Origin of the sequence: Synechococcus sp. PCC 7336 (assembly GCF_000332275.1) — a bacterium.
GTDB lineage: Bacteria > Cyanobacteriota > Cyanobacteriia > Thermostichales > PCC-7336 > PCC-7336.
Genome location: NZ_CM001776.1, coordinates 1 through 25,742, shown reverse-complemented (window position 1 = coordinate 25,742; position 25,742 = coordinate 1). Strand labels below are relative to the sequence as shown.

The following is a 25,742-nucleotide window of genomic DNA, read 5'->3' as shown; positions in this document are numbered from 1 at the left end:
TTAAGGTAGGCGACAGTACAGATTTGCCTGGAAGGAGCAAGCGATCGCCTAGCCGTCTGTTGCAGCACCGGGTTAGCAACAATTAGACTCATCATTCACGCCAATACTCAGGCTTGTTTAGTGAATCTGCGCAAATAATTCTTCCATCAATACTACCAATTGCACCTATTCGAAGCTCTCGAACCATCCATGCATTAGCGTGCTCTTCCGGGATTGGATAAGGAGCTTTAAATCCGAGAGTTGCTGCTGGTTTGAAAGCATGCCGTGGATAGTAGCCAGGATGACCGAGTACAAACACAAGCTCAACTCCAGACTTAGACAATACCCTCAAACCCTCCTCAATTAGTTTTCCACCAACACCTTGACTTTGTGCTTCAGGAATAACTGCCAGTGGGGCGAGTATCACAGCTGAGATTGAATCTTCAGATTCCGCAATACGTGCTTTTGTGAATAGTATATGCCCAATCACTCGATCGCGACTAACAGCAAGCAGAGACAGATTTGGCATTGCACTTGGATCGTTTAACAATCCCTTGACTAGATCTGCAATCTCAGGCCCTTCATCCTTACCGAATGCTTGCATTTGAACATGCAGTACATCATTTAAATCTGATTCTGTCGATTTTCTTATATCCAATTTTAGCTCCTTGCACTTTCTAGATTATTAGCTAATGGTTTTGATGCTGGCGAGAAGGCGCAGTTTCAACTGCTCCAACATCCCGCTTCAAGGATGGCATCTTACAACCGCGCCCCGTCCGCCAAGCACTTATTTCTATCAATCAAATCTCCTATCACCCTATGCAACAGAATCGCGCTCGTTTCGACACTCAGCCATCCAGAGGGACGCAGCTAGCCCAAATATCATCAGACCCAGCCCAAAATACATGAATTCAATCGCAGTTGGGCCAGGAGGATCCTGCTTGAGGATCGAGACTTCCACGACGATAAAACCTACCATGATGAGTCCCGCCATCATAGCTGAGATCGCACTCAATTTGTGACCTGCAAAGGCTGTTACAGAGGCCAAAAGCGAACTTCCTCCTACAGCAATAGTTAGTAATAGAGCAGGAATAAAGTAATCCTTGAAAGGTGTATTTTGAAGCCACTCCAGCGGGAATCGATCGCCCTCTGCCCCTACCAACATGGCGATGCCTCCCCCAATTGCCGTCAAGGCGATAAAGCTAGTCAGTACACCGATGGCAATACGTAATTTTTGGTGTTTCATCATCTTTCTCCAATCCAGTTGAATGAAGTTGTGGCAAAATGGTGACGCTGAGCGATAGCTGATAACCCTTTCCAGCTAAATATTAGCCAGCTTTTCGGAGTAGCCACTCTTTCTCCTCAATCTGCGGATTGCCTCTTGGGTAGTAAAAGCGGTGGTAGCCAGCCCGAACACCACCAGAGTGGCGATCGGCAAGATGGTGACTTCGGAGTTGATGGAGTAAGCGACCATCCGTCCCACCTATCCTCCCTAGGGCGGAGGCTGACGGTTGTGAAAGGAAGTTCTTAGCCACAACTTTGGCAAACGAGATTGGCTGCTGTGGCTTCTGCTGTCCTCTGTATTTGCTTTCAAATGGCCTGATTACGTTGATCCTTATAATCCTCGCTCGAAGCAGGAGATCGCGTGCAGAAGCCGAGAACTATCAACCCAGACAAGCATCCCGCATGTCGCAAGGCGTTTGCGAAGAATTGCGTCGAGACCTGTCAGATCTTCAGAGGCTCCTACGAATGCACAAAAGCAACTGCAATCCAATGATTTGACGAGTTTGGAGAAGGCCATAGAACCGAATTGCGCTTTCAACAGTAACAATTACCTTGTTCAGTCATCTGTTGCCTAGTCAGTTTCCAAGTCGTGTAAAGAGGGGAGAAATCTGAACTGCGGAGTGTTAGAGATTAATACGATCTGATGCTGGCCAGTCAATAGATGTCTCAACTCGTAAACCGTGGGTAAGCCCCCCAATCCAGCACCGACAACGACGATTCGAGCCATTTTTCAGAACCTCTAGTACTTTCTTCGACCGAGGGGAGGAGCTCTTCATGGCATCGGCTAAGCCCATATTGTCGTTCACAGGCTTAATAAAGCGCCAATGCCACCACTCTAACATATACAACCAAACAGCGATTAATTGGAAGATCCTTCTGCAAAGACGTTATAAGTTCGATCTTAGGGCCTCGTCTTGACAAAATAAAACTACATAGTTATATTTCAATTAAGAAGTAAAATTTCTGGAGTAAGCTCTCATGATTGCTAATGTGGGTGGTTTAGATCGCGTCTTGCGCCTGATGTTTGCTACCGGAATGGGATATCTCGGGCTGGCAGTCTATAGCGGCACGATGCTGGGTATTGGCTTAGATGCGATCGCTGTCTTAGCGCTATTAACCGCTGTATTTGGCATCTGTCCGCTCTATAGCTTGTTGGGGATTCGTACAAATCCATCCAATCGCTCTCAAGACAATGTCTAAACCAGATCGGTGACTTTTTAGGCAAACCTATTTGCCCGCTTTAATTTGGAGATGGATCGTGGAAAACAGCCTCGAATGCACATCCCCTTCTTTGTCTCGGCGAAAACTACTCAATTTCCTGACTGGAGCAGCTCTAGCAACCACAGCAGGCGCGGCTCTCTATCCAGTTGCAAAGGTGTTTGTCCCACCTGTAGAAAAAACGGGAGTAGGCGGTGCTGTTCGGGCGAAGGACAAATTGGGTAATCCGATTCCTGCTTCGCAAATTCTGATTGAGCCACCCGGCACCCGAGCCCTAGTCGCTGGCATAGCTGCACAGCCAACCTACTTGACGCTGCAAAACGATGGAACATTGAGCGATCGCGGTATCGTCGACGATTGCACCCATCTGGGATGTACGTTTCCCTGGAACGAGCAAGCGCAAGAGTTTCAGTGCCCCTGTCACGGTTCTCGCTATGCGCCAGATGGCACGGTTGTCCGCGGTCCGGCAGGTCTTCCCCTCAAGCTCGTTCGCGTCAAAGTTGAGGGTGACAGGATTTGGATAACCCCTTGGATGGAAACGGACCCGCGCACTGGCGAACGTCCTTGGTGGGTCTAGAACTTTCTTAGAACTTTCTGAAGATTAGCTGAGCTCGCGAAACATTACACTTGTTGTTCCTCCGGCCAGATCTCCATCTTCGTTAGGAGCTTTCCCAGCACGCATACACCTGTCCGAGCAGTCGTTGCCATCGTTCATGACAGAGAGGTGCAAAATTGCCCGCTATTCTGCAGATGGTTTGAGGCGATTTTCAGAAAATCGCCTCAAGCTTAAAATCATCAACTTTTCTCAGGATTCTGTTACATTAATTTACACCAAGGGGGCATTCCATTTGCGGAGCTATGACGGAATGTAGAGGTTGATACGGCTGGGATTAAACGGAATTTCAGGTGTTTTTCATAAAATCCTCAGACCGTCTGACAACCTAACAATCCTTCGCTAAACTGATCTTGTCCTATGCGAGTCCGGTTGAATCCAGCGGCCCAGCCGCCCCACTACCGGTAGTGTTTGGGGCTTTCTTTAAAGCGTTTTTTCATCGTAGATCTACCCGCCTGCATCCATGACTCAGCCTAGCTTGTCTATTTGTGCTCCCTGCATTGTCGGTTCGGGTATTATCGTCAATCGATCCGATATTCATCGGTTGCTCTGCGACTTAGGCCAAGTGCGCTACTTCGATGTCGTCGATGGCGAAGTGCGTGCCCGAGGAACGGGGTATGTGATGGAAGTGCTCGCCGACCCCCAGGCGGCTACGGTAGCGATCGGCCGGACGCTCTATCTCAATGTCTGCAGCTTTGACTATTTGAGACTGAGTACGGATCTCGAACAGCAAGTAACCTTCGATTTAGTTCGAGACGCCCGCACTTTGCGATTGGTTCCCATTAACAGCGATGACGATACAGAGCGAGCGCTCGTACAAGATTTTCAGGCTCTAGAAGCCGCCGTCGCCGATGTCCTAGCTGCCAGCCTCGATGCTCATATGGACAATTGCGCAGATATGGACAATTGCGCAGACTGGCAAGCGCTGGACCGCTTCAATCGCAGTAGAGAGGGACGTGGGTGACTGCGTTCCTTTTGCTTTGGGATGGAGTCTAGCGATCGCGCTTCCCTCTCAGTCAGATTGAAAGACGAACGAGGGATTCAGCCAGAGGCGCGAATCCCTTATTTTGTCGTAGATTGTCGGTTATGGATCGCTGGTTTAGGCCACAGGACAAAGGCCAAAATTTTTCGACTGCCGTGAGTGTATCTACTGAGGTAGTCTATTGTTCTAGACCTCGAAGGCAAGCAGGATGAGTCAGACTTCAGATTACGACTTGATTGTGGTTGGTGCGGGCGTGGGCGGCCATGCGGCAGCGCTGCACGCAGTCGCCTGCGGCCTCGAGACCGCGATTGTCGAGGCGGCGGAGATGGGGGGCACCTGCATCAATCGCGGCTGCATTCCCTCTAAGGCTCTGCTGGCGGCGGCAGGGCGACTGCGGGAGATTCGCGAGGCAGACAAACTGGGAATTTCGGTGGGTCAGGTGTCGTTCGATCGCGCTGCCATTGCCGAGCACGCTAACGCGGTTGTCAGCAAAATTCGCGACGATATGACCCAATCGCTGCAAAAAGCCAAAGTAGACATCATTCGAGGGGTCGGCAAGCTCCTCGCCGCCACAACCGTCGAGGTCACCTCGCCGGAGGGAGAGACCTCTACCTACACGGCCAAAGACGTCATTATCGCCACAGGCTCGACCCCCTTCGTCCCCCCCGGGATCGAAACCGATGGCAAAACCGTCTTCACCAGTGACGAATCAGTCCGCTTGGAAAGTTTGCCTGAAAAATTGGCGATTGTTGGCAGTGGCTATATCGGCCTGGAATTTGCCGATGTGTATACCGCGCTGGGCTGCAAGGTGGTCGTGCTGGAGGCTTTGGATAAGCTCATGCCTGCCTTCGATCCCGATATTGCCCGCTTGGCCCAGCGGGTGCTGATTAAGGGACGCGACATTGAAGCGCTGGCGGGGGTTTTAGCCAAGAAAGTGACGCCGGGTTCTCCGGTCTCGATCGAGCTGTCCACAGGCGACAGTCTGGAGGTAGATGCTTGCCTGGTGGCCACTGGGCGCATTCCGGTTACCCGAGAGTTGGGGCTGGATGCCTTGGGGATCGATACCGGCAAGCGAGGCTTTGTTCCTGTCAACGATCGCCTGCAGACAGATTTACCTCACCTGTGGGCGATTGGAGATGCCACCGGCAAGATGATGCTGGCCCACGTTGCCTCTGCTCAAGGGATTGCAGTCGTCAATACCATTTGCGATCGCCCTTCCGAGGTGGACTATCGCAGTGTTCCGGCGGCAGTGTTCACCCATCCCGAAATGGGGTTTGTGGGGTTGACCGAACCGCAGGCCAAAGAAGCGGGGTACAAGGTGGGTACCGTCAGAACCTACTTTGGCGGCAACTCCAAGGCGATCGCGGCGGGCGAAACCGACGGTATGGTCAAACTGGTCTACGACAAGCCCACTGGCGAGTTACTGGGAACCCACATCTTCGGTCCCCACGCTGCCGACCTGATTCACGAAGCCTCTCAGGCGATCGCCAAGCGAGACACCGTCCAACACCTGGCCACCCTGATTCACACCCACCCTACCCTGGCAGAGACGCTAGGAGAGGCCTACCACCGTGCTGCCGGAGTATGAGGGCTTAGGATCGACGGTATTTGAGCGTGCAGTGCCTTGGCCTTCTGTAGGGCCGAGCGCACGGCTTCGAAGCCCGTGCCCCCCGCACTCGTGCGGGCTGACACCACCTGTTCGGGGGCGATCGCCTCGTAAATATCGATTTCAAATACCGGATCGAAGGCTTGCCAAGCTTCTAAGGACAAGTCTTTGAGTAATTTTCCGTTTCCTAAGCAGGTGCGCACAATCTTGCCCACGAGCTGATAGGCCGTCCGAAACGGAATTCCTTTGCGGACTAAATAGTCCGCCACATCGGTGGCATTCGAAAAATCTTCCATCACTGCCGCTGCCAATCGTTGCTGTCGAAACTCCACCCCCTCCCGCAACAGGATCGTCATGGCCTCCAAACAGGCCAGAACGGTATCCGCAGAATCGAACAGCCCCTCTTTGTCCTCCTGCAAATCTTTGTTGTAGGCCAGCGGCAACCCCTTCAGCGTCACCAGCAACCCCTGTAAATTGCCAAATACGCGCCCCGACTTGCCCCGCACCAACTCCGGTACGTCGGGATTTTTCTTTTGGGGCATGAGGCTGGAGCCGGTGGCACAGGCATCGGTAAGCCGCACAAAACTAAACTCCTGCGACGCCCACAAAACGATTTCTTCGGACAAGCGACTCAGATGCATCACAATCAAACTGGCTGCTGCATGAAATTCGACGACGTAATCGCGATCGCTGACCGCATCCAAGCTATTTGCCGTGACGGACTCAAACCCGAGCAGGTTGGCCGCGAACTCGCGATCGATCGGAAATGTCGTTCCCGCCAATGCCCCAGACCCCAACGGGCAGCGATTGGTGCGCTCGCGCACATCCTGCAGTCTCTCGATGTCCCGTTGGGCCATTTCGAAATAGGCCAATAGGTGATGGGCCAAACTGACCGGCTGTGCCCGCTGTAGGTGGGTGTAGCCAGGAATCAAGGTAGTGACGTGACTGTCCGCCAACTCCAGCAGAGCCGCTTGGAAGGTGTGGAGAAATGCTGCGATGCGATCGATTCGATCGCGCAGGAACAAGCGCAGATCGGTGGCTACCTGGTCGTTACGCGATCGCGCCGTATGCAACTTCTTGCCCGTTTCGCCAATCAGTTCCACCAAGCGGTGTTCCACAGCGTAATGCACGTCTTCATCCTCGACACCGGGATTGAACTGACCCTGCCGAGACTGCTCCCGAATTTGCTCTAACCCCGCCCAAATGCGATCGGCCTCTTCGGCGGAGATAATACCGCAGTGGGCCAACATGCGAGCGTGGGCCTGCGAACCGGTGAGATCGTATTCCAGTAGGCGAATGTCGAACCCGATGCTGGCGTTGAATTGGGCGATCGCCGGATGCAAGCTCCCTTCAAAGCGCTGGCTCCAAGTTTTGGCAGCAGAGGAATCAGAATCAGCCACAAACAATGCTGACCTGAGGCCAGCCAACAGTACAACAGGTTATTGTAAGCGACCCTCGCGAGCTAACCCATCGCGATTCGTCCATTCTGAAAGGGTCTTGGCTGCGATCGCCTTCTACAGCATTGGTTCGGAGTCGCGCCGCTGACAGAGCTACCGCGTCAATCCCCGAATCACGTACCCCACCACCAGCCCGATCAGCAGTGCCCACACTTGCCCTGACTCGATAAAGTTATCGAAGCCAGTCTTAATATCTCCCAACACATCCTGGTCGAAAGTTTGGGCAATTAGATAACTCTCCTGGCGGGACGATCGAGGGAGCGGCAGCTCGGAAGCGGTAGTATCGAAAATGGTCTGCGCAGACGGGGATATGCCTGGAGTCGGTCCTGCCGCTGCAACAGAAATTGTAGAAATCTTGCTCACGATCGCACCTTCCAAACCGTTGATAAAGAGTATTTCACAAATTGTCGGCTCGAATTGCCCCGCCAAGGCACTCACCCTGCTTGAGGAACTCACCCTGCTCTAGGATGCCCGCCCCTCGACTCAATCCTCCTGCGGCAGGACCTTGAGGATGACAAGGGTCATATCGTCCACAAACTTGGTTTCGACAGTGCCCTGGCGAAAGTCTCTCACCTGTTGGAACAAGCTCTCCAAAATATCTTCGGGCTGTGGGTATCGCCGAGCTGCCATTTGAATCGCCTCGATCAGGCCACTTTCCTCGAACCGATCGCCCTGCGGATTGACGGCCTCCGTTACCCCATCGGTATAGTAAACCACCACATCTTCCGGTTCGAGTTGCACCATTCTCTGTGTGTAGTGACTGCCCAACTCCACCCCAATTAACATGCCTTCCGTATCGAGGGGGGTCACCTCGCCAGTCGCTGCATGCCACCACATAGAAGGGTTGTGAGCGGCGTTACTGAAGTGCAATTGGCGGCTGGCAGGACAATATTCCGAGTAAAACAAGCTGACAAAGCGATTGGAGTTTTCCAGATCGCTGAAGGTGACGTGGTTGAGGTGCTGCAGAATTTGAGCGGGCTCGCGATCGTGCAGCACCTCTGCCCGCAATACCCCCCGAGTGGCCATCATCAGCAGTCCGGCAGGCACCCCCTTACCCATGACATCCCCGATCGCAATGCCCCAATATTGGGTGGGCCGCTCGGATGGAGGAATAGACGAATCTTTCGAAGGAAAGGGGACTGGAATGAAGTCATAATAGTCGCCCCCCACCGGACTGGCAGTTTCGCAGCGGGCGGCAAGTGCAATACCTTCAATCTCGGGGCAGCGGGTGGGCTGCAGGCGAGTTTGAATTTCGGAGCCAATTTCCACCTCTCGCGCCAGCTTGGCCCGCTGGCGCAGCTCGGCATGTAAATAGTCGTTTTCGATCGCCACCGCCGTCTGATCTGCCACCAGTCGAATCGCTGTTTGGCGATTGGCATCCCAAACGTAATTCGGTTGACCGCTAAACACGTAAAGCCGGCCGCGCACCACCTGTCTGGACAAGAGAGGGGTGCCAAACATTTGCAGGTTCTCCCCCAGTTGACGGGCCAGTTGAGCATCCAACTGTTTCCCCGAAGCCATTTTGGGAGCCAAGTCGGTCGTGGCGGGCGGGGGCTCCCCGCCCGCGTCCTCGCCGTCGTGGGTCTCGGCAGCACTAGCAGGCAACTCGTTAGTTGTAGCGGCATAGAGCTCAGCCAGAGCCTGCCCCGCCCGCTCTAGAGCCGATCGCACCTGCGGGCAATCACTAGCATCATTCAAATACATGCGAGAAATGCGCATACTGCCATCCGGTTCGAACAGCACCAGCGCCGCCCCATCAGCCTCTGTCAAACGGCTCGCCACCAAGGGAATCAGCTCCAAGATCTGATTGAGATTGGTAAACGAGCGCAGGGCAAATCCCAGCGAACTCATTAACTCCTGTGCCTTGATCCGTTCTCGCGTCAGTTGGACAACTAATTCCTGCAAGGCTTCATTCGAGGCTCGCAAGGCATCGGGACTTTCGGGATGGGCTGGAGCTATTTCGGCGATCGCCTGCACGGGGGGACTGTCCAGTAGGGGAAAAGGGTGAGAGGGTGTCTCGAGCTGCTGCTCGTCCTCGACGGTCTGTCCGGCAAGACATTCCTCTGTCTCGGGGACATCCTCTGGTTCCGGGGAAAAGGGCTGGCGACTGCGATGGCGATCGGAAGGAGACACAATTGGCTGACCGCAAACTTAGAGAGCTAGCATAACAGACAGAATCGTTGAGTGAGTATGACAATCGGTAGAATGGGACTCGGTAAAGAGGACATCAGCGGTTATTATTCCTCACAGTCAGTAGCGTCAGTAGCGATCGCCCTCGTAACAGGTCGCAACATCGGCTGGCCCGACCTAAAGCCTTCACAAACCCCTCCCACTCGTGCTGGCTCTTCTCAAGATAGAAGTGAAATTTCGGTAAATTTACTGAAATTTCACCTCCCTTCAAAGCGCGATCGTATTTTTTTAAGTTGTGGCGGAATACTAGAGCTACTGTGGTTAATCTATCCGAGCTGCACGTGCGGGTACATAAAAGCATTCGGCAACGAAACTCGATTCCCCACGGCGCAAACCTATTGCTGGCCGTGTCGGGCGGGCAAGATTCATTCTGTCTGTTGCATCTGATGCGGGATTTGTCGCAGTTGTGGAACTGGCGTTTATTTGTGCTGCATTGCAACCATCGCTGGGACGAGCGCGAGGCAGATTGTGCCGATTTCGTGCAGCACTATGTGAAGGAGATGGATTTGCCCTGCGAGATTGCCACAACCCCCACGATTACCCGTGACGAAAATCGGGCTCGTCAGTGGCGCTACCGCATGTTGGCAGATTGGGCAACCCAGTGGAACTGCAACACGGTGGTTACTGCCCATACCGGCAGCGATCGGGCAGAAACGTTTCTGTACAATCTCATCCGGGGTAGCGGCTCCGCAGGGCTCTCCAGCTTGAAATGGAGTCGTCCCCTCGCTCTAGACCGACCGAACTCCCCTCAGCTAGTCCGCCCCCTGCTCGAAGTTTGGCGCAGTGAAACGGGAGCCTTTTGCCGAGAACGCCAGATTCCCGTGTGGGACGACCCGTTCAATCGCGATCGCCAGCATCCCCGCAATCGAATCCGCTTGGATGTCATTCCCTACCTCAGAGAATATATCAATCCGCAGGTGGAACGGGCACTCAACCGCACGGCCTCATTGCTGGAAGCAGAGGCCGATCACATCCAGCAGGAGGCATCGCAATTGTGGCCGCAGATCTGCCGAATCGATCCTCCCCGACTGGAGCGGGTATCTTTAGGGCAAGCTTCAATTGCACTCCAGCGACAGATCGTCCGTCGTTGGCTCGCCGAACACATCAAACAGGTCAATTTCGAACAGGTGGAATCCTTGCGATCGCTCATTCGGGCTCCGCGACAGAGCAAGACATCCACGTTGCCGGGCGGGTGGTGGGGGATTGTAGAAGATGATTGGATTGTATTGCGTAGAATTGCGGAGGACTCATTATTGTAACTAGAAAAATGCACCCACAAAACGGTTCGGAGCCGGGAATAAATCTCTATTATGGTGATAGCACTGTACGTGTGCTGCGGTAAGGATGCTAAATCTCAACGACACAACCGCATTAGTCGCGACATCCGCGAACCTGAATAAGGCGCGGGTGCCCATTCTGATTGCAACGTATTTACCCGTGGAGATTTGCGTCTACTACCAAGTGGTTCCGATCGATATCGAGGAGAATCTCCTGTTTTTGGGCATGGTGGATCCCGGCGACTTGGCGGCCCTAGATTATGTCGGCAAGATGCTGGCCTTTTCGCAGTTGCAAATCCACGTCCATCCCATCTCCTTCGACCAGCATCAGGAGTTGATAGCCCACTATTTCAACAATCCTCCCGAGCCCGAGCGAATTGCCGCCTATAAGGCCGAAGTGATGCGGACAGTCGAGGCGAAAGTTCCGCCATCAGACGCCGATCGCGTGGCGGAGGCCGATCGAGTCGATGCAGTACCTGCAGCAGAAGCCAATGGCAGCAAGCCCCCAGAAGCCGTAGAATCGGTCCAGCAATTATTGAACTCGATGTTGCGACGAGCGCTGGACGAAGAAGCCGATCGCATTTTTATCGAGTTTAACGACAACGGTAGCTGCCGGGTGCGCTATCGTCAGAAAGGCATTTTGCGGGATATGTTCAAGGAACTTTCCGATACCATTCGGGCGCAATTGATCCTCAATCTCAAACAGATGGTGGGGATGGACGAGTCGAGCGGCGATCGCCAGTCTGCCGCAGTTGAAAAAGTCTATCGCGGCCAACCCCTGCTATTGCAACTGCGCATTATTACTCAGGAGGAGCGAGAAGCTGCAATTCTCAACATTTTGCAGGGGGGAGCCCTCGCCAAATATCAGAAACAGCAGAATCAGCAACGGGCGATCGACACCGTAGCGGCGATCGGGAGAGCGCAACAAGAATTGAGCGCCTTGAAGGCCAAGCTAGCCGATACAATCCACAAGATCGGTCAGTATTCAGCCAACCAGCAGCCCCAGCCCGAATGGATTCAGGTGAGCTCCTCACTCGATGCGCTGATGCTTCAGGCCCGACAGATACGCCAACTGCAGAAAGAATGGCTCGATCTGCAGCGCTGGGACAAAAAGGTTTGAGGCTTAATAGAGCCTTTCCTCGCGAAGTCTCGTGGGGAGAGTTAGCCCGCGAGGCTTTGCCCCTTACCCAAAGCGATAGCCAAACCCTCGTACAGTAATGAGATATTCGGGGGAACTGGGATCTAGCTCCAATTTCTCCCTCAACCAGCGAATGTGAACGTCTACTGTTTTGCTGTCGCCGATAAAGTCCGGCCCCCAGATCTTGTCTAAAAGCTGTTCGCGAGACCAAACGCGGCGGGGATGGCGCATAAACAGTTCCAGCAGGCGGAACTCTTTGGGGGAGAAGCTGACTTCGTTACCCCGCACCTTAACGCGGCATTCTTGCGGATGCAGCCACATATCGCCAAACTGCAAGACCGTCGCTGCATCCACTGCCTGCAATCGCTGTTGGCGGCGCAAGATAGATCGACAGCGGGCCACTAGCTCCCGCATGCCAAACGGCTTGGTGACATAATCGTCGGCTCCTAATTCCAGGCCGACGACGCGATCGGTCTCGGTATCTTTTGCGGTCAGCATAATAATGGGAACGCCGTTCCCTTCATTGCGCAGCAGTCGGCAAACATCCAACCCATTCAGACTGGGCAGCATCAAATCCAAAATCATTAAATCGAGCTGTTGGGACTGTCGGACCATTTCCATAGCCTGACGGCCGTCACTCGCCTCTAAAACCTCGTATCCTTGTTCGTCTAATGCTAGAGCGACTGTTTCGCGAATAATCGGCTCGTCATCCACGACCATCACAGTTGCGGCCATGCGATTTGTCTCCTCTATGAAGCCGAGGCCATCGTACCACCGCAATTGCACTGAACCGAACGGGGAATTCCCGCAACACTCGGTCTCCCTGTCGACGCGCAGCTATCTTTGCAATGCTGGTGTATTGCAGGTCACACTGTCAGGAGAGTGCAGAGCGATCGCAGAAACTTCAGGTTCTCATCTTCAGAGCGAATGGCAATGCGAAAGTAGCGATCGCCCAAGGGCACAAAACTGAGGCAGTCGCGAATCAAGATGCGATGGCTTTGTAAGAGCTGCTGTTGGAGAGTGGGGACTGCTACTGGAGAGCGGACTAATAAAAAATTGGTGCTGCTGGGGTGAGGCTGCATTCCTGCAATCGCTTGTAGCCCTTCGAACAGTTGCTGGCGAGCCTCGGGCAACCAAGCTCGGGTGTGTTGCTGAAAGCGGCGATCGCCTAATGCCGCCACCGCCGCCACCGTAGCCAAGCTATTCACACTCCAGGGATCGCGCCACTGCTGCCAGCGAGCCAAACGCTCGGGCTGCCCCACTACAAACCCCACTCGCAAGCCCGCGATCGCATAAAACTTCGTCAGCGATCGCACCACCACCAGTTGCGGAAAGCGCTCCACCCAGGGCAAGAGCGAGTACCCGGTTTCGTCGGGCAGGAAGTCCATAAAGGCTTCATCGACGATCGCCAAGTCAAACTGGGGTAACAGCTCCAGCCATGCTTCGACAGGCCATACCTGTCCGGTGGGGTTGTGGGGATTGGTCAGAATGAGACAGGTGGGGGGATGGGGCTGTTGCAGGCGATCGCGGATCTGCTGCACTAGGGACAGGGGCTGACCGGCTTCGGTATCCCAACAGGAGATTGCTTCCCACTTGGCGTTAGCAGTTGAGAGGGCGCGGGCGTAATCGGCGAAAGCGGGAATGGGAATTGCCGTAATCCCTTGTCGAGCACAATCGCGGGCTGCCCAAGTGAACAGTTCAGCTGCTCCGTTACCGGCTAAGATCCAGGCGGGATCGAGCTCGAAAGCTGCTGCTAGGGCCTGCCGCAGTTGGCGGGATTGGGGATCGGGATAGCGGGCGATCGCGGCAGCGCGATCGGGGTGAGTGACTCGAGCGATCGCATCGAGCACCGCTGGGGGGGGGCCGAGGGGATTGAGGCTGGCGGAGAAGTCGAGAATTTCGCTGGGGTCGCATTGGGCGATCGCCGCCGCCGATGCCAGATTGCCTCCATGTCGGTATCCAGCCATCGATGTATTCACCATTTCTTCTCCCGCGACTCCCGATGTCTTGAAGTGCAAGACTTCTCCCCGTGCTTGCAAGGCCAGAGATACGTACAATAGCTGCGAGAGTCGAAACATGCCAATTTTGTATCCCTACTGCAAGCCGCGATCGAGCGTTGCCGAACGCGCTTCTCCCTTCCACCCGCTGCCTCTGTGTCTCTCCGCGCAACAGCCCTTCTCTCTATGAAACACCCCCCCCGCACCAATCCCCTGCCTCCTCACTCTGACGTGCGGCAGCGGCCCCGCCGTCCCGTGCCACAGCCCCCTCGCCGCCATCTGGCGCGTAACTTGCCTTGGGTTGGACTGATCGTTTGGGGAACCATCTTTGGGGCACTGGGGGCAGTGAGCTGGCAGGTGTGGCGCTGGACAGCGCCGATGTTCGATGCACCGCCATTACCCCCCTTTGCGGAGGGAAATCCGCCGCGATTGTCGGCACCGGCTCCGACCGAACCACCGGCTGAGGAGGCCGAAACTCCCGCCATCGCCGAAGCAACGCCGCAACGGCCCGACTCGGTGCCCGGTAGCTTGGAGGAGGGCTCTCGAGGTCGCGTTGTCGAGCCGATTGGGTTGGCGCTGCGGGCGGAGCCGAATGTGGAGGGTGCTTATTTGGGGGGAATTGCATTTGATGAAACGGTAACTATCTTAGAACTGAGTGGGGATGGTCGCTGGCAGCGGGTACGGCGGAATTTGAACGGCCAAGAGGGTTGGGTCAAGGCCGGAAATATTACTGCAGTGCAGTAGGAACTGCTGCTTGCGGCATTGCGGTCGCGGCTAAAGTGAATAGCGTTCCATAATTTGGCCGAGCAAATAAAGTGAACCGCAGATAACCACCGGGGTCGAGGCTGTCGGTTGCGAGGTAATGGCAGATAGTAATGGGTCTAAGCTGGTTAGCGATCGCCCCAGCGATAGATGTGGCTGCACTTGGCGGGCGAGGGTCAGCAGCTCGTCGGGAGACAAGGCCAGATGGTCGGCGATCGGCAAGGTATAGAGGCGATCGCCCGGGCGCAACAAGATCTGCAAAATTCCCTCAGCGTCTTTGGTGGCCAGGATACCAATGCACCAGGCGATCGCTTGTTGGGGGAAGTGGCGATCGACGTATTGGCGCAAGATCTGTGCTGCCGGGACGTTGTGGGAGCCATCCAGCAGGACTTTGCGATCGCCCAGTTGAGACCATTGCAGTCGTCCGGGCCAAGTGGTGTGGGCCAATCCGTCGCGCACGGCAGTTGCAGGAATCCTCCAGCCGCGATCGCGCAATTGTTCCACTGCCGCCAGCACGACGGCCGCATTTTCCAGTTGGGCATCCCCCTGCAGACTGAGGCGATAGCGGCTGCCGTTCCAGGCGATCGTGCTGTCTTCGATCCAGGAGGCGGGCTCGACCTGCTGTAAGGGAACGCCTTTCTGTGCGGCTGTTTGCAGGAGGACTTGGGTGACTTCGGGGACTTGTGGTGCGGCGATCGCCGGAACCCCCGGGCGCATAATCCCCGCTTTTTCTGCGGCAATCTCCGCTAGCGTATTCCCCAAGCGCTGCCAGTGATCGCGACCGATGGAGACAATTAAACTCAGACAGCTATCGATCTCGGCATTCGTAGCATCCAATCGCCCGCCCAAGCCCACCTCTAAAATGGCGCAGTCCACCTGTTGCTGTTGAAAGTAGACCCAGGCTGCTGCCGTCACGATTTCGAATTGGGTGGGGGGTTCGAGCTGGGTGGGGTAGCGATCGAGGAACGATTTCACCTGCCACAAGGCATCTCGCCAATCGCGATCGGAAATAGGATTGCCATTGATACAAATGCGCTCCTGCCAGGTGACTAAGTGAGGCGAGGTATAGCGACCTGTTTTGTAGTGCGATCGCGATAAAATTGCATCCAGCATTGCGCACGCCGACCCCTTTCCATTCGTGCCCGCTACGTGAATGGCAGGAATTCCCCGCTGTGGTTGTCCCGAGACTTTCAGTAATGCTCGCATGCGTTCTAGGCCTAATTGCACCCCAAAACGCCCGAGGGAATTGAGGTAGGCTGCGGGAGAGAAATGCTCTAATTCGGGCGGTAAGTTCGCGGATGCCGTCATCGATCGAGCTCCATTGGTCTCCCTTGGCAGGGAGTAAAAAAAGGCTCTAAGGCTTGAGATCGGATAATCTCAGCTTGAAGAGCCCTAAACCAATTACCCCACTATGCCGAATCGAGCCGAGATTCTCAAGCAGAAATTCCTCAACAGTGTTGGCTTGCCTTTCCAGCAGTTGCTGCCAGCCTCAACCATCAAGCAAGCCCTCGAAGATGAACAGGTGAGCTATCGCGAATCTGTCTACAGCCCAGTCGTGACCCTTTGCACTATCCCAAGGCCAAACTGGCTGAGCTCTATCAACTGCGCTGGCAGGGGGCTGAGGTCAATCTCAAGCCTGTCAAAACCCCCTTGAAGATGGAAATGCTCGCAGCCAAGACGCCAGCAATGGTGCGCAAAGCACTCTGGGTTCACATGATGGCCTACAGCAGACCCAAGAATTATCCCTTGATGCAACAGTCACGCCCCATTCTCAAACGTAAGCCGGCTACATAGTTGAGCTTATTTCAGTGCCATTCGGGCCAGTCCCTTGTCGAACTCACGTCTGTCAATCTGGATTGAAATTCGCGATTTGTAGGTCAGCGTAGCCTTTGTTGCACTTTTATCGGCCAATTCATGAGACTATCAAAAAATTTGAAAAGTTCAATAACCGCCAATTTATTCCGACGACAGAGTGATTGTGCGTTCTATTTTGATGAAAGATCGAACGACAGAGTGGTTGTGCGTTCTATTTTGATGAAAGATCGATTAGATTTTTACATTCCCCGACTAATGTATCTACAGATACAAAATCGGGTAAAAATAAGCGTTCTAATAAGCCCCATTGGTGCAATTGAATAGGATTTCAAATGGCTTTTACCTTTGCTGCTACGACAGGCAAAGACAGATCGGGTTTATCTGGCAAACAGATTGGCTTCAATGACTTTCAATCAACTTGTACAGTCTGTGGAGGGTTTCATCTCAGTCAAGACCACGGGCAATTTTTGCCATCAGATCCCCTTGCAATGATTGACGACTTGGTGGCAATGGGGGTTTACAAGCAAGAGGCGCTTTCACTCGCGAGTACGATCGATCGATCTGAGCTTCGCAAGGCGTTATTTTTGCAAATGGCTGCTCGCGGCAGTGCCAAACGGGAAAAATTGGTGCGAGATTTAGTTACCGTTGCAGGCGGTCTGGACAATGCTTTTGCGGCAGCTTTCGGCCCTAGAGCGGGGGAATTTTTCGGCGATGCCAAGCGATTCAGCCGCACCACCCGCCGTCACTTTATGCGCAGCGTCGCCGTTGGAGCGGCGTTAATCACCTTAGCCAACTGCGCGCCCAATAACGAGGATCCTGCCTCTATTGCGGAAGATCCTGACGACTCGCCCGTCGGTTCCCTCGAAAAAACAGACTTGCAAATCGGGTTTATTCCCATCACCTGTGCCACACCCATTATTATGTCAGAGCCGTTAGGGTTCTATCGGCGCTATGGCTTGAATGCCCGCGTGATCAAAATGCCTAGCTGGGCTGCCGTCCGAGATTCGGCGATCGCCGGAGAACTCGATGCCTATCACATGCTGGCCCCCATGCCGATCGCCATGACGTTGGGGTTGGGCTCGGCCACCTTCCCCGTCAAACTAGCCAGCATTGAAAACATTAACGGGCAAGCCATCACGGTCGCCAATCAATATAAAGACACCGTTAAAGGCCCTGCTGACTTCAAAGGGTTTACCATTGGCGTGCCCTTCCCCTATTCCATGCACAACTTGCTGCTGCGGTACTACTTGGCCACGGGCGGAATCGATCCCGATAAAGATGTCAAGATCGAACCGGTGCCGCCCCCCGATAGCGTGGCCAAGATGACAGTGGGGGACATCGATGCCTACCTCATGCCCGACCCCTTCAACCAACGGGCAGTCTTCGAGGGTGTGGGCTTTATCCACCTCATCACCAAAGACCTGTGGCCGGGACACCCCTGTTGTGCCTTTGCCGCCAGCGATGCCTGGATTGGCGACCATCCCAATACTTTCCGGGCTCTCAATAAAGCCATCATCGACGGGGCCGGATATGCCCACGACCTTGCCAACCGCAAAGAAATTGCAGCGGCTATTTCCGATCGCCAGTTCCTCAACCAACCGGAAGAAGTGGTGGCGGCCGTCCTGACGGGAGAATTCGAGGATGGCCTGGGCAATACCCACTCCATTCCCGATCGAATCGATTTCGATCCCTATCCGTGGCAGAGTTTCTCCTATTGGATTTCCACTCAACTCGTGCGCTGGGATTTCTTGCCCAAAGAACGAGCGGATTACGAATCGATCGGTGAAGGTGTTTTCTTGACTGATTTGGCGCGGGAGCTAGCCCTTGAAGTGGGACAAACCCCGCCAACCGCAGCAGTCCGACCTGAAACGTTGCAATTTGATTCCTTCGACCCAGCCGATCCCAGCGCCTATGTCGAAGCTCAAATCGAACAATTCGGCGTTTAATTCTACATCTAGCATCTTCTTCTCTAGCTTAAATTTACGCTTCACCCCTTGGATTTTACAATGGCAAATTTTGTCTACAGAGCAAAGTTCTACGAGCTTAAAAGCTCGTTGAGGCGCTCGTGGCGGGGCTTCGTTAGGGCTTGGCCCGCAGATCCCAACCTTCAAGCCCTATGCCTATTTCTCATCTCGCTGAGCGGTCTTCTGATTGTTTGGGAGCTGGGGGCGAGATTGGGGTTATTCTCTCAATTAATGCCTTCAGCCTCTACAACTATTACAGAGTTTTGGGGCTGGATTACCGATCCGTTTTACGACTTCGGTCCTAACGATAAAGGGATTGGCTGGCACCTTTTAGTCAGCCTGCGCCGGGTGGCGATTGGGTTTGCGGTGGGATCGGCGATCGCCATTCCGGTGGGGATCTTAGTGGGGCTATCCGAAGTGGCCTCCAAAGCGATCGACCCCTACGTACAATTGCTCAAGCCCGTGTCTCCTCTCGCTTGGTTGCCGATCGGTTTGGGAGTACTGAAAAACTCCGAAGCGACAGCCATATTTGTGATTGCCATTACCAGTATTTGGCCCACCTTAATCGCCACCAAGTTTGGCGTCAGTGGTGTCTCCGCCGAATATTTGGATGTGTCTCGCACCTTGGGAGCCTCGAAATGGCGCACCATCTCGAAAGTCATCTTGCCCGCTGCTGCCCCCAACATCGTCTCGGGATTGCGCATTAGCATCGGGATTTCTTGGCTGGTGATTGTGGCTGCCGAGATTTTGGTGGGGGGCACCGGTCTGGGCTATTTTGTCTGGAATGAATGGAATAACCTCAGCATTACCAGCATCATCACAGCCATTGTGGTTATCGGTCTGGTAGGCATTATTTTGGATCGCATCTTTGGGATCTTGCAAAGTTTGGTTTCGTTCGGACGGCAATCATGACAGTCACTTCTCACACTCAGCTCAACTCCTCTGCAATCGCCCTTGCTAAAACCACTCAGCTTTCCCTCCGTAATGTCTCTAAGATGTTTCCAGGCAAGCAAAGTTGGGCGGATAAACTGCTAAAGCGATCGAAACCGGATTTTGTGGCGATCGATGACATCAGCTTGGACATCGAGCCCAACACCTTCGTGTCAATTATTGGTCCGTCGGGATGTGGCAAGTCCACCCTACTGTCGATAATTGCGGGGCTGTCGGCAGCTTCCGGCGGCTCAGTCCAAATGAACGGCCAAGATATTACCGGTCCCGGACCCGATCGCGGCATGGTGTTTCAAACCTATGCCCTCATGCCTTGGATGACGGTGGAGCAAAATATTCGTTTTGCCGTCGAGACGGTACATCCGCACATGCCTGTGGACCAGCAGAAGGCGATCGTGCAGGAGCACATCGAACTGGTGGGGTTAGCCGGAGCCGAGCAGCGCCATCCCCACGAGCTATCGGGGGGGATGCGCCAGCGGGTGGGAATTGCCCGAGCGCTGGCGATCGATCCTCAAATTCTGCTGATGGACGAACCCTTTGGGGCTTTAGATGCCCTGACGCGCGGCTTTTTACAGGACGAGGTGGAGCGGATTTGGGAGCAGCGGCGCAAAACGGTCATTATGATTACCCACAGTATTGAGGAAGCTTTGCTGCTCTCCGATCGCATTGTGATGATGACGCGCGGACCGGCTGCTCGCATTGACGAGATTTTGGACGTGCCCTTCCCCCGTCCCCGCAACCGCGAGACGATCGATCGCGAACCGGCTTACCACGATCTGAAGGTGGAAATGGAGCAGCATTTATACAGAGAAACGCGGGCGGTGGAGGCTTCGAGAGTCAAGACTTAGACTCGAGCAAGTGGAAGGGGCGTTCAGCTCGACCTCCATCAGTTGGCGCTCCATCGACACGGTCTACCCCCTTTGTCGATATTGCGATAGACTTGCTCGGAATTGCTAGCGGTGAAAGGTTCAACGTACTGTTTTTCAATCATTTTCTGGAGGAGTATTTATGGCTATTCCACCCATTGTGGAAGAACTTTTGGCAGCAAAGAAGAAAAAGGGACTCTCCTTTGCCGATCTCGAAGCAGTTGTCGGTCGGGATGAAGTTTGGGTTGCGGCTGTAGTCTACCGTCAAGCCAGCGCATCTGAAGAAGAGGCGAAGAAAATTATCGGGGCTCTCGGGCTCGACTCCAGCTATGTCGAAGCCCTGATGGAATGCCCCCTCAAAGGGGCGCTCGATCCGTTAGTGCCCACCGATCCGCTCATCTACCGCTTTTACGAGATTATGCAAGTGTATGGTTTGCCCGTGAAGTCAGTCGTACACGAGAAGTTTGGAGATGGCATTATGAGTGCGATCGACTTTTCGATCGAGGTGGAAAAGGAGGAGGACCCGAAAGGCGATCGGGTCAAAGTGATTATGTGCGGCAAGTTCCTACCCTACAAAAAGTGGTAGCCAAACCGCAACAACTGGATTGATGAATGAAGCCTATTCCCACCAACTGTTGCTGGGGATAGGCTTTATTTTTGGACTCTACTTCAGAAAATTCCCCACACTGGTATCCCTTCTCGCAGTCTACTCGTCGCCAGAACTGCATTTGCTCTATTGAAATTTGGCATGATGGCGATCGCCGATGGCGGAGAAGTTGCCTACAGTAGTGGCAACGCTACTGTTTTGCTTGAAGATCTCGACTGCCTAGATCCATTTTCCGCCAACTTTCCGCCAACTTTTTAAGCTACCACCCATGAGCGTTTATACCCCCGATCGAGTTCTCGATCTCATTCGACGAGGACTGCCGCTGGCCAAAGCAGAGCTGGCTCACATCGAACTCCAAGGGTTGTGTTTGGATGGGGCCGATTTTTCCCGTGCTTACATGCGAGTAGCCAATCTCGCCAATGCCTCCTGCCAAAAAGCTAATTTCTCTGGAACAGTGCTAATTCGAGGCTGGTTGGTGGGGGCGATCTTGGCTGGAGCCGATCTGAGCCGCGCTCAACTCACCGCTGCGCGACTCGAACGGGCCAATCTGCGCGAGGTCGAGGCTGTGGGGGCTCGCCTGCACGGAGCAATTTTGGATGGGGCAGATGCCTCGCTCGCCCAATTGGAAGGGGCCAACCTAGAAGATTGCAGCGGTCGGCGGGCAGTGATGCAAGCCGCCAATTTAGTGAAAGCCAATCTGAGTTTCAGCGATTGGAGCGAGGCGGATTTTTCCAGTGCCAAGCTGGTGGGGGCCAATCTAGATGGGGCCAATCTCACCCGTGCCAAGCTGGCGGGCGCTCAACTCGATCGCGCTCGGCTCACCCGCGTCCGCCTAGCTGCTGCCGATTTAACGTCTGCCGATGCCTTAGGCAGTAACTTAACCGAAGCTTATTTGGCAGATGCCAACTTCACTGCAGCCGAACTGGATACGGCGATCGCCCATTTAGCCTATGCCCATAACGCTAACTTCACCCAGGCTTCCTTATTTGGCAGCAGTTGGGACGGGGCCATCTTATCCGATGCGAATTTCACCCAAGCCAATTTGGTCGATGCCAGTTTTGAAGGGGCTGACCTATCGGGAGCTGTCTTTGAGGGAACTGACGTTCGCGGCGCTACTCTGACTGATGCAATCGGTTTGAGCGAAGCACAGCGACGGGGCCTGCGCGATCTCGGCGCATTAAATGTCCCGACTGCATAAAACTCGATGTCGGCGATCGCTACAGGCTCGGGTCGTCAGAACAGCTACCGTCACTGCGCTAATCGTGCCCTCACCCACAGGCGAAATGCCCGCATGGCTCGATTCCGCCCTTCCGTTTGGCTTTGCTCTACATACTTTGGAATTTCCGCCTGCAACGGCCAGCCTAAAAATGTCGGGCTCTCATTCACCTCAAAATACTCTCCATCCCGAAGCTGATAAATGCTCACTTCCCGGCCTGCCCGCCGCCATAGCTCCGGCACTCCCAACGCGGCATAGGTTTCAGGATGGGTACGGGAAATGATATCCACCTCTAGAGCTAAATCGGGCGGCGGGTCTACAGTTAAATCCAACCGCTTTTTACCCCTGACTTTTGCCTCGTGCTGAATGTAGAAACACTGGTCTGGCTCAATGCCCTTCAGCATTTTCGAGTTCTTAAATGTTGTCGAGCCGAGAGTGAGAAATTCAATCTCGAGTTCTTCCAGCAATGCTTTCAACAGGTCGCCGATCGTTTCCTTAACCGATTCGTGCTCTGGTAACGGAGCCATAATTTCTAATAGACCATTGTCGTAAGCAATGCGAGTGCCTCGGTGTTCCCCCAGTTCTGCCAAGATGGCCTCAAATTCAGGCCAACTCACATCCTGGAGCAGCAATCGCTGTCCCGGCGGGACGCTTAACTGTCGCAGCTGAATCGTTACCATTTGGGGCACTGTACGGAATTGCTGACACACGAGCGCGCGGAATTGCCAGCCGCTGCTGATGAAATTACGGGGTGGACCGAGGACTGGATTGCGATTGAGGAGCGGGGTCGGGCGAGTCGAACAGGACCGTGCTGATGTAGCGGTCTGTCCACTGCTTGCCAAACGCCTTTTCCAAGACGCGACGAGTTTTGTCATTTTGCTGCTGGCGATCGCAATAGCGCTGCTGCCCCGCCACAATATTCGCCTGCTGCTCGCGGTCTACAGGCTGAGAAGCACTCGCCCGCCCGCAGTGAAACTCTAGATAGGCAGTCGTGGCGTCCAAAAAGAGCTGCTCTTCACCCGGCCCAATCGGACGCACAAACAGGCAGTAAGGGGAAAAAATATTGCCCCACTGCGGCAACTGCCGCTGTTGACTGAATGCTGCTTGCCGCTTCAGCCAAGGGTTTAACTGACTTTGGTATTCGGCGGGCAATTGGGCTTCTACCGGCGACAAATCGGCGATCGCCGCACTAATCTGTCCCCGTCCCCCCACCAAATCGCAGCCAAACACGGGCAAATCGTAACTGGGCTTCGGGAACATGACACAGTGGAGAATCTCTAACGACTCCCCTACCCGAGCCAACTCTAGGTGCAACTTGCGAAATTGAGGGGTCTGGAAACAGCGATTTTCAATCGTCAGCCGCTCCCCTTCGAGTTTCCCCTCGATATATCCGAGATCTTCTGGCAACCGGTAGGGGGATAACTCCAGATGAGCCTCCCAGATCTCTAAAATACGGTTCGCCAGCCTGCCGATGAGGGGATGTTGCCGATCTTGTATCGAGATTGCACTCATTTGGAGGTTGAACTCAGGTGGATCGAATAAGGCGAGTCGTCTTACTGTAGCGCAGAGCGACGGTTACAGTCTAAGCCATGCCATTTGCCACGACTCGCACAAAAGCCGCTGCAGAATAGGACTGCAGCGGCTTCAAAAACCAACTCCACTCAGCAGTTGCCGTCAAAACAACTACTAGTCTTTGTCAGTCGAAGGAGGCACGTCAACCTTCGGAGTCTCCCGGAAGGCGATCGCGAAGAACAACAGACCCAATGTTAGAAACAGAATGAAAACGTAGGCCAAAGCTTCCATGACTAGCTCTTACTGTAAACGACACCGAAAAGCGGGTGGAACCCAGATTGAAAGGCAGTTTCCCGTTGAGGGAAATTGCCTTTATTCTAACTAGGCTTCGACCTTCTTACGGGTGGAGGTATCTGCCAATTTCTCGAAGACACCCCATTCGACCATTTCTTCATCTAGGTCGGGATCGATACCGGCGAAGACATCGCGGTAGAGGGTCCGAGAACCGTGCCAGATATGGCCAAAGAAAAACAGCAGCGCAAAACAGGCATGACCGAAGGTAAACCAACCGCGCGGGCTGGTGCGGAACACACCATCAGCGCCGGTCGCTTCGCGATCGAACTCGAACACCTGGCCCAATTGGGCATTACGGGCAAAGCGCTTCACGGATGGGGCATCGGTAAACTGCTGACCGTCCAACTTGCCACCGAAAAACTCAACCGCTATGCCCGCCTGCTCGAAGCTGTACTTGGACTCAGCTCGACGGAACGGAATATCGGCCCGAATGACGCCATCCGCATCCCTCAGAATCACAGGGAAGGATTCGAAGAAGTTCGGCATCCGCTCGACCGACAACTCGCGACCTTCTGCATCGCTAAAGACAGGATGTCCGAGCCAATCCACAGCTAAGCCGTCGCCATCATTCATCGGGCCAGGTCGGAAGAGACCGCCCTTCGCAGGGTTGTTACCGACATAGTCGTAAAACAATAGTTCGCGAGGCAGAGTTTCCCAGGCTTCGCTTTGGCTCGCGCCGTCAGCCATGCTGACTTCAACGCGGCGGTTAATTTCCTGCTGGAAATAACCGGAGTCCCACTGATAGCGAGTGGGGCCAAACAAACTGATGGGTGTTGTAGCATTGCCATACCACATGGTTCCAGCCACGACAAAGGCAGCAAAGAACACCGCCGCAATCGAGCTGGATAGCACCGTTTCGATATTCCCCATGCGGAGGGCGCGATACAAGCGCTGAGGCGGACGCACCGTCAGGTGAAATAAACCGGCAATGATACCCACAATCCCTGCGGCAATATGGTGTGCCACCACTCCACCCGCATTAAAGGGATTGAATCCGGCAGGCCCCCATTCGGGCGCAACAGGCTGAACGTGACCTCCCAAACCATAGGCATCAGTCACCCACATACCGGGACCGAACACCCCCGTCAAATGGAAAGCACCAAAACCAAAGCAAAGCAAACCAGACAAGAACAGATGGATGCCGAACATCTTCGGCAGATCCAAGGCAGGCTCGCCAGTTCGAGGATCGCGGAACAGCTCTAGATCCCAATAAACCCAGTGCCAAACTGCAGCCAAGAACAGCATGCCAGCCAAAATAATGTGGGCCGTAGCCACACCTTCAAAACTCCAAAAGCCAGCGTTTTCAACGAATTCGCCAGCTAGATTCCAGCCACTCCAAGAGTTTTCAACTCCCAAGCGGGCCATAAACGGCATCACAAACATGCCTTGCCGCCACATTGGGTTGAGTATGGGGTCGCTAGGGTCATAAATAGCGGCCTCGTACAACGCCATCGATCCTGCCCAACCGGCCACGAGTGCAGTATGCATCAAGTGAACTGAAATTAGGCGTCCCGGATCGTTCAATACGACAGTATGGACCCGGTACCACGGTAGTCCCATAAAGCGCGATCCTCCACTTGCGATTACACAGCCTAGATTTTATCTATCGAACGTTTAGTACACAGCCTTTCCTGCTAGCCGTAGTTGACAGCGACTGCTCTCGAACGCAATAACGAAAGCGCTATGCTCGAGAGGGATGGCAATATCAACCACAGACCTCGGTATACCCGTACGTCTCACAGAGCAATTCTTGAAAGCTTTCCAACGTCGCGGTCCACTTTGTCAGCATAGACTTGGCCGAGGTAGGCCCATCCAGCTAGCCCCATGAAGAACAGTATGCAGTAAGGCACAAACTTACTTCGCAGTATAACGGAATGTAACAGTATGCCTTCGTGTTTCGCAAGCTTTCTCAGAGAGAACCCGACTCAGACCCCATATTCAGCCGAAATCGGACGAA

At 54.1% G+C, this 25,742-nt stretch carries 26 protein-coding genes; 13 read left to right on the top strand and 13 right to left on the bottom strand.

The features are described from left to right. Window positions 1–91: 91 nt before the first annotated feature. From SYN7336_RS00135 to SYN7336_RS30275, 3 genes are all read right to left on the bottom strand, one after another. Window positions 92–637 (bottom strand): GNAT family N-acetyltransferase, encoded by a 546-nt coding sequence (locus tag SYN7336_RS00135; RefSeq protein ID WP_026100562.1) that lies wholly within the window; start codon window positions 635–637, stop codon window positions 92–94. Between the two features lie 159 nt (window positions 638–796). Continuing rightward, window positions 797–1,225, bottom strand: coding sequence for a hypothetical protein (locus SYN7336_RS00130; protein ID WP_156819945.1), 429 nt, complete (start codon window positions 1,223–1,225; stop codon window positions 797–799). 75 nt (window positions 1,226–1,300) lie between these two features. Then, on the bottom strand, window positions 1,301–1,453 hold the full coding sequence (locus SYN7336_RS30275) for a hypothetical protein (protein WP_017323875.1): 153 nt from the start codon (window positions 1,451–1,453) through the stop codon (window positions 1,301–1,303). Window positions 1,454–2,241: 788 nt separating this feature from the next. Between SYN7336_RS30275 and SYN7336_RS00120 the strand changes: the two genes are divergently transcribed. The 4 genes from SYN7336_RS00120 to lpdA all read left to right on the top strand — a co-directional run bounded on the left by SYN7336_RS00120 (window position 2,242) and on the right by lpdA (window position 5,664). Then, window positions 2,242–2,463 (top strand): DUF2892 domain-containing protein, encoded by a 222-nt coding sequence (locus SYN7336_RS00120; RefSeq protein ID WP_017323874.1) that lies wholly within the window; start codon window positions 2,242–2,244, stop codon window positions 2,461–2,463. Window positions 2,464–2,521: 58 nt separating this feature from the next. After that, a complete protein-coding gene (gene petC, locus SYN7336_RS00115) occupies window positions 2,522–3,058 on the top strand; it encodes a cytochrome b6-f complex iron-sulfur subunit (protein ID WP_017323873.1) in 537 nt (178 codons plus the stop codon). A gap of 499 nt (window positions 3,059–3,557) precedes the next feature. Then, window positions 3,558–4,058 (top strand): hypothetical protein, encoded by a 501-nt coding sequence (locus SYN7336_RS23725; RefSeq protein WP_017323872.1) that lies wholly within the window; start codon window positions 3,558–3,560, stop codon window positions 4,056–4,058. Between the two features lie 226 nt (window positions 4,059–4,284). Then, window positions 4,285–5,664, top strand: coding sequence for a dihydrolipoyl dehydrogenase (lpdA, locus tag SYN7336_RS00105; RefSeq protein ID WP_017323871.1), 1,380 nt, complete (start codon window positions 4,285–4,287; stop codon window positions 5,662–5,664). Here the strand turns inward: lpdA and argH are convergent. From argH to SYN7336_RS00090, 3 genes are all read right to left on the bottom strand, one after another. After that, entirely contained in the window at window positions 5,640–7,088 is a 1,449-nt protein-coding gene (gene argH / locus SYN7336_RS00100; RefSeq protein WP_017323870.1) for an argininosuccinate lyase, read from the bottom strand. The genes lpdA and argH overlap by 25 nt on opposite strands. 144 nt (window positions 7,089–7,232) lie before the next feature. Next, window positions 7,233–7,502 carry a hypothetical protein gene (locus SYN7336_RS00095; protein ID WP_202951220.1) on the bottom strand — a complete coding sequence of 90 codons (270 nt, stop codon included), beginning with the start codon at window positions 7,500–7,502 and terminating at the stop codon, window positions 7,233–7,235. A 120-nt stretch (window positions 7,503–7,622) separates the two neighbouring features. Further along, a complete protein-coding gene (locus SYN7336_RS00090) occupies window positions 7,623–9,272 on the bottom strand; it encodes a PP2C family protein-serine/threonine phosphatase (protein WP_017323868.1) in 1,650 nt (549 codons plus the stop codon). Window positions 9,273–9,586: 314 nt separating this feature from the next. On the opposite strand from SYN7336_RS00090, the gene tilS reads away from it, so the two are divergent. After that, window positions 9,587–10,588 (top strand): tRNA lysidine(34) synthetase TilS, encoded by a 1,002-nt coding sequence (gene tilS, locus SYN7336_RS00085; RefSeq protein WP_017323867.1) that lies wholly within the window; start codon window positions 9,587–9,589, stop codon window positions 10,586–10,588. An 85-nt stretch (window positions 10,589–10,673) separates the two neighbouring features. Beyond that, on the top strand, window positions 10,674–11,726 hold the full coding sequence (locus SYN7336_RS00080) for a hypothetical protein (RefSeq protein WP_026100560.1): 1,053 nt from the start codon (window positions 10,674–10,676) through the stop codon (window positions 11,724–11,726). Between the two features lie 63 nt (window positions 11,727–11,789). Here the strand turns inward: SYN7336_RS00080 and SYN7336_RS00075 are convergent, their stop codons facing one another. Both SYN7336_RS00075 and cobD read right to left on the bottom strand, forming a co-directional pair. Beyond that, entirely contained in the window at window positions 11,790–12,479 is a 690-nt protein-coding gene (locus tag SYN7336_RS00075) for a response regulator (RefSeq protein ID WP_051039680.1), read from the bottom strand. Between the two features lie 131 nt (window positions 12,480–12,610). Continuing rightward, on the bottom strand, window positions 12,611–13,822 hold the full coding sequence (gene cobD / locus SYN7336_RS00070) for a threonine-phosphate decarboxylase CobD (RefSeq protein WP_017323863.1): 1,212 nt from the start codon (window positions 13,820–13,822) through the stop codon (window positions 12,611–12,613). A 105-nt stretch (window positions 13,823–13,927) separates the two neighbouring features. Here cobD and SYN7336_RS27545 point away from each other — a divergent pair, with 105 nt between their 5' ends. After that, window positions 13,928–14,485 carry an SH3 domain-containing protein gene (locus tag SYN7336_RS27545; RefSeq protein ID WP_017323862.1) on the top strand — a complete coding sequence of 186 codons (558 nt, stop codon included), beginning with the start codon at window positions 13,928–13,930 and terminating at the stop codon, window positions 14,483–14,485. Window positions 14,486–14,515: 30 nt separating this feature from the next. On the opposite strand, the gene SYN7336_RS00060 is transcribed toward SYN7336_RS27545, so the two are convergent. Next, window positions 14,516–15,811 (bottom strand): folylpolyglutamate synthase/dihydrofolate synthase family protein, encoded by a 1,296-nt coding sequence (locus SYN7336_RS00060; RefSeq protein WP_017323861.1) that lies wholly within the window; start codon window positions 15,809–15,811, stop codon window positions 14,516–14,518. Window positions 15,812–16,066: 255 nt separating this feature from the next. Here SYN7336_RS00060 and SYN7336_RS00055 point away from each other — a divergent pair, with 255 nt between their 5' ends. The 6 genes from SYN7336_RS00055 (at window position 16,067) to SYN7336_RS00025 (ending at window position 21,901) form a co-directional block, all read left to right on the top strand. Further along, window positions 16,067–16,297 carry a hypothetical protein gene (locus tag SYN7336_RS00055; protein ID WP_017323860.1) on the top strand — a complete coding sequence of 77 codons (231 nt, stop codon included), beginning with the start codon at window positions 16,067–16,069 and terminating at the stop codon, window positions 16,295–16,297. A 353-nt stretch (window positions 16,298–16,650) separates the two neighbouring features. Further along, the gene (locus tag SYN7336_RS00050) at window positions 16,651–18,264 is read left to right on the top strand and encodes a CmpA/NrtA family ABC transporter substrate-binding protein (RefSeq protein ID WP_017323859.1); all 1,614 of its coding nucleotides are present in this window, start codon (window positions 16,651–16,653) and stop codon (window positions 18,262–18,264) included. Window positions 18,265–18,324: 60 nt separating this feature from the next. Then, on the top strand, window positions 18,325–19,194 hold the full coding sequence (gene ntrB, locus SYN7336_RS00045) for a nitrate ABC transporter permease (protein WP_083885616.1): 870 nt from the start codon (window positions 18,325–18,327) through the stop codon (window positions 19,192–19,194). Further along, complete coding sequence (locus SYN7336_RS00040; protein WP_017323857.1) at window positions 19,191–20,078, top strand: ABC transporter ATP-binding protein; 888 nt, start codon at window positions 19,191–19,193, stop codon at window positions 20,076–20,078. The genes ntrB and SYN7336_RS00040 overlap by 4 nt, the downstream gene beginning before the upstream one ends. A gap of 160 nt (window positions 20,079–20,238) precedes the next feature. Then, complete coding sequence (gene cynS / locus SYN7336_RS00035; protein WP_017323856.1) at window positions 20,239–20,682, top strand: cyanase; 444 nt, start codon at window positions 20,239–20,241, stop codon at window positions 20,680–20,682. Between the two features lie 289 nt (window positions 20,683–20,971). Then, window positions 20,972–21,901, top strand: a complete 930-nt coding sequence (locus SYN7336_RS00025; RefSeq protein WP_017323854.1) for a pentapeptide repeat-containing protein — start codon at window positions 20,972–20,974, stop codon at window positions 21,899–21,901. Window positions 21,902–21,951: 50 nt separating this feature from the next. Here SYN7336_RS00025 and SYN7336_RS00020 read toward each other — a convergent pair whose 3' ends face one another. From SYN7336_RS00020 to psbB, 4 genes are all read right to left on the bottom strand, one after another. Next, window positions 21,952–22,599 carry a Uma2 family endonuclease gene (locus tag SYN7336_RS00020; RefSeq protein WP_017323853.1) on the bottom strand — a complete coding sequence of 216 codons (648 nt, stop codon included), beginning with the start codon at window positions 22,597–22,599 and terminating at the stop codon, window positions 21,952–21,954. Window positions 22,600–22,663: 64 nt separating this feature from the next. Further along, the gene (locus SYN7336_RS23715) at window positions 22,664–23,431 is read right to left on the bottom strand and encodes a phycocyanobilin:ferredoxin oxidoreductase (RefSeq protein ID WP_017323852.1); all 768 of its coding nucleotides are present in this window, start codon (window positions 23,429–23,431) and stop codon (window positions 22,664–22,666) included. A 174-nt stretch (window positions 23,432–23,605) separates the two neighbouring features. Next, window positions 23,606–23,722: a photosystem II reaction center protein T gene (locus SYN7336_RS28485; protein ID WP_017323851.1), complete on the bottom strand. Its 117-nt coding sequence runs from the start codon at window positions 23,720–23,722 to the stop codon at window positions 23,606–23,608. Between the two features lie 90 nt (window positions 23,723–23,812). Further along, window positions 23,813–25,345 (bottom strand): photosystem II chlorophyll-binding protein CP47, encoded by a 1,533-nt coding sequence (gene psbB, locus SYN7336_RS00005; protein ID WP_026100556.1) that lies wholly within the window; start codon window positions 25,343–25,345, stop codon window positions 23,813–23,815. Between the last annotated feature and the right edge of the window lie 397 nt (window positions 25,346–25,742).

Coding starts and splice junctions, on each gene's coding strand:
- cynS (WP_017323856.1), top strand. CDS start 20,239: ATGGCTATTCCACCCATTGTGGAAGAACTTTTGGCAGCAAAGAAGAAA.
- SYN7336_RS28485 (WP_017323851.1), bottom strand. CDS start 23,722: ATGGAAGCTTTGGCCTACGTTTTCATTCTGTTTCTAACATTGGGTCTG.
- cobD (WP_017323863.1), bottom strand. CDS start 13,822: ATGTTTCGACTCTCGCAGCTATTGTACGTATCTCTGGCCTTGCAAGCA.
- SYN7336_RS23715 (WP_017323852.1), bottom strand. CDS start 23,431: ATGAGTGCAATCTCGATACAAGATCGGCAACATCCCCTCATCGGCAGG.
- psbB (WP_026100556.1), bottom strand. CDS start 25,345: ATGGGACTACCGTGGTACCGGGTCCATACTGTCGTATTGAACGATCCG.
- SYN7336_RS00060 (WP_017323861.1), bottom strand. CDS start 15,811: ATGACGGCATCCGCGAACTTACCGCCCGAATTAGAGCATTTCTCTCCC.
- SYN7336_RS27545 (WP_017323862.1), top strand. CDS start 13,928: ATGAAACACCCCCCCCGCACCAATCCCCTGCCTCCTCACTCTGACGTG.
- SYN7336_RS00130 (WP_156819945.1), bottom strand. CDS start 1,225: ATGAAACACCAAAAATTACGTATTGCCATCGGTGTACTGACTAGCTTT.
- SYN7336_RS00025 (WP_017323854.1), top strand. CDS start 20,972: ATGAGCGTTTATACCCCCGATCGAGTTCTCGATCTCATTCGACGAGGA.
- lpdA (WP_017323871.1), top strand. CDS start 4,285: ATGAGTCAGACTTCAGATTACGACTTGATTGTGGTTGGTGCGGGCGTG.
- SYN7336_RS00050 (WP_017323859.1), top strand. CDS start 16,651: ATGGCTTTTACCTTTGCTGCTACGACAGGCAAAGACAGATCGGGTTTA.
- SYN7336_RS00020 (WP_017323853.1), bottom strand. CDS start 22,599: ATGGTAACGATTCAGCTGCGACAGTTAAGCGTCCCGCCGGGACAGCGA.
- SYN7336_RS00075 (WP_051039680.1), bottom strand. CDS start 12,479: ATGGCCGCAACTGTGATGGTCGTGGATGACGAGCCGATTATTCGCGAA.
- SYN7336_RS23725 (WP_017323872.1), top strand. CDS start 3,558: ATGACTCAGCCTAGCTTGTCTATTTGTGCTCCCTGCATTGTCGGTTCG.
- SYN7336_RS00120 (WP_017323874.1), top strand. CDS start 2,242: ATGATTGCTAATGTGGGTGGTTTAGATCGCGTCTTGCGCCTGATGTTT.
- SYN7336_RS30275 (WP_017323875.1), bottom strand. CDS start 1,453: ATGGTCGCTTACTCCATCAACTCCGAAGTCACCATCTTGCCGATCGCC.
- SYN7336_RS00040 (WP_017323857.1), top strand. CDS start 19,191: ATGACAGTCACTTCTCACACTCAGCTCAACTCCTCTGCAATCGCCCTT.
- ntrB (WP_083885616.1), top strand. CDS start 18,325: ATGGCAAATTTTGTCTACAGAGCAAAGTTCTACGAGCTTAAAAGCTCG.
- SYN7336_RS00080 (WP_026100560.1), top strand. CDS start 10,674: ATGCTAAATCTCAACGACACAACCGCATTAGTCGCGACATCCGCGAAC.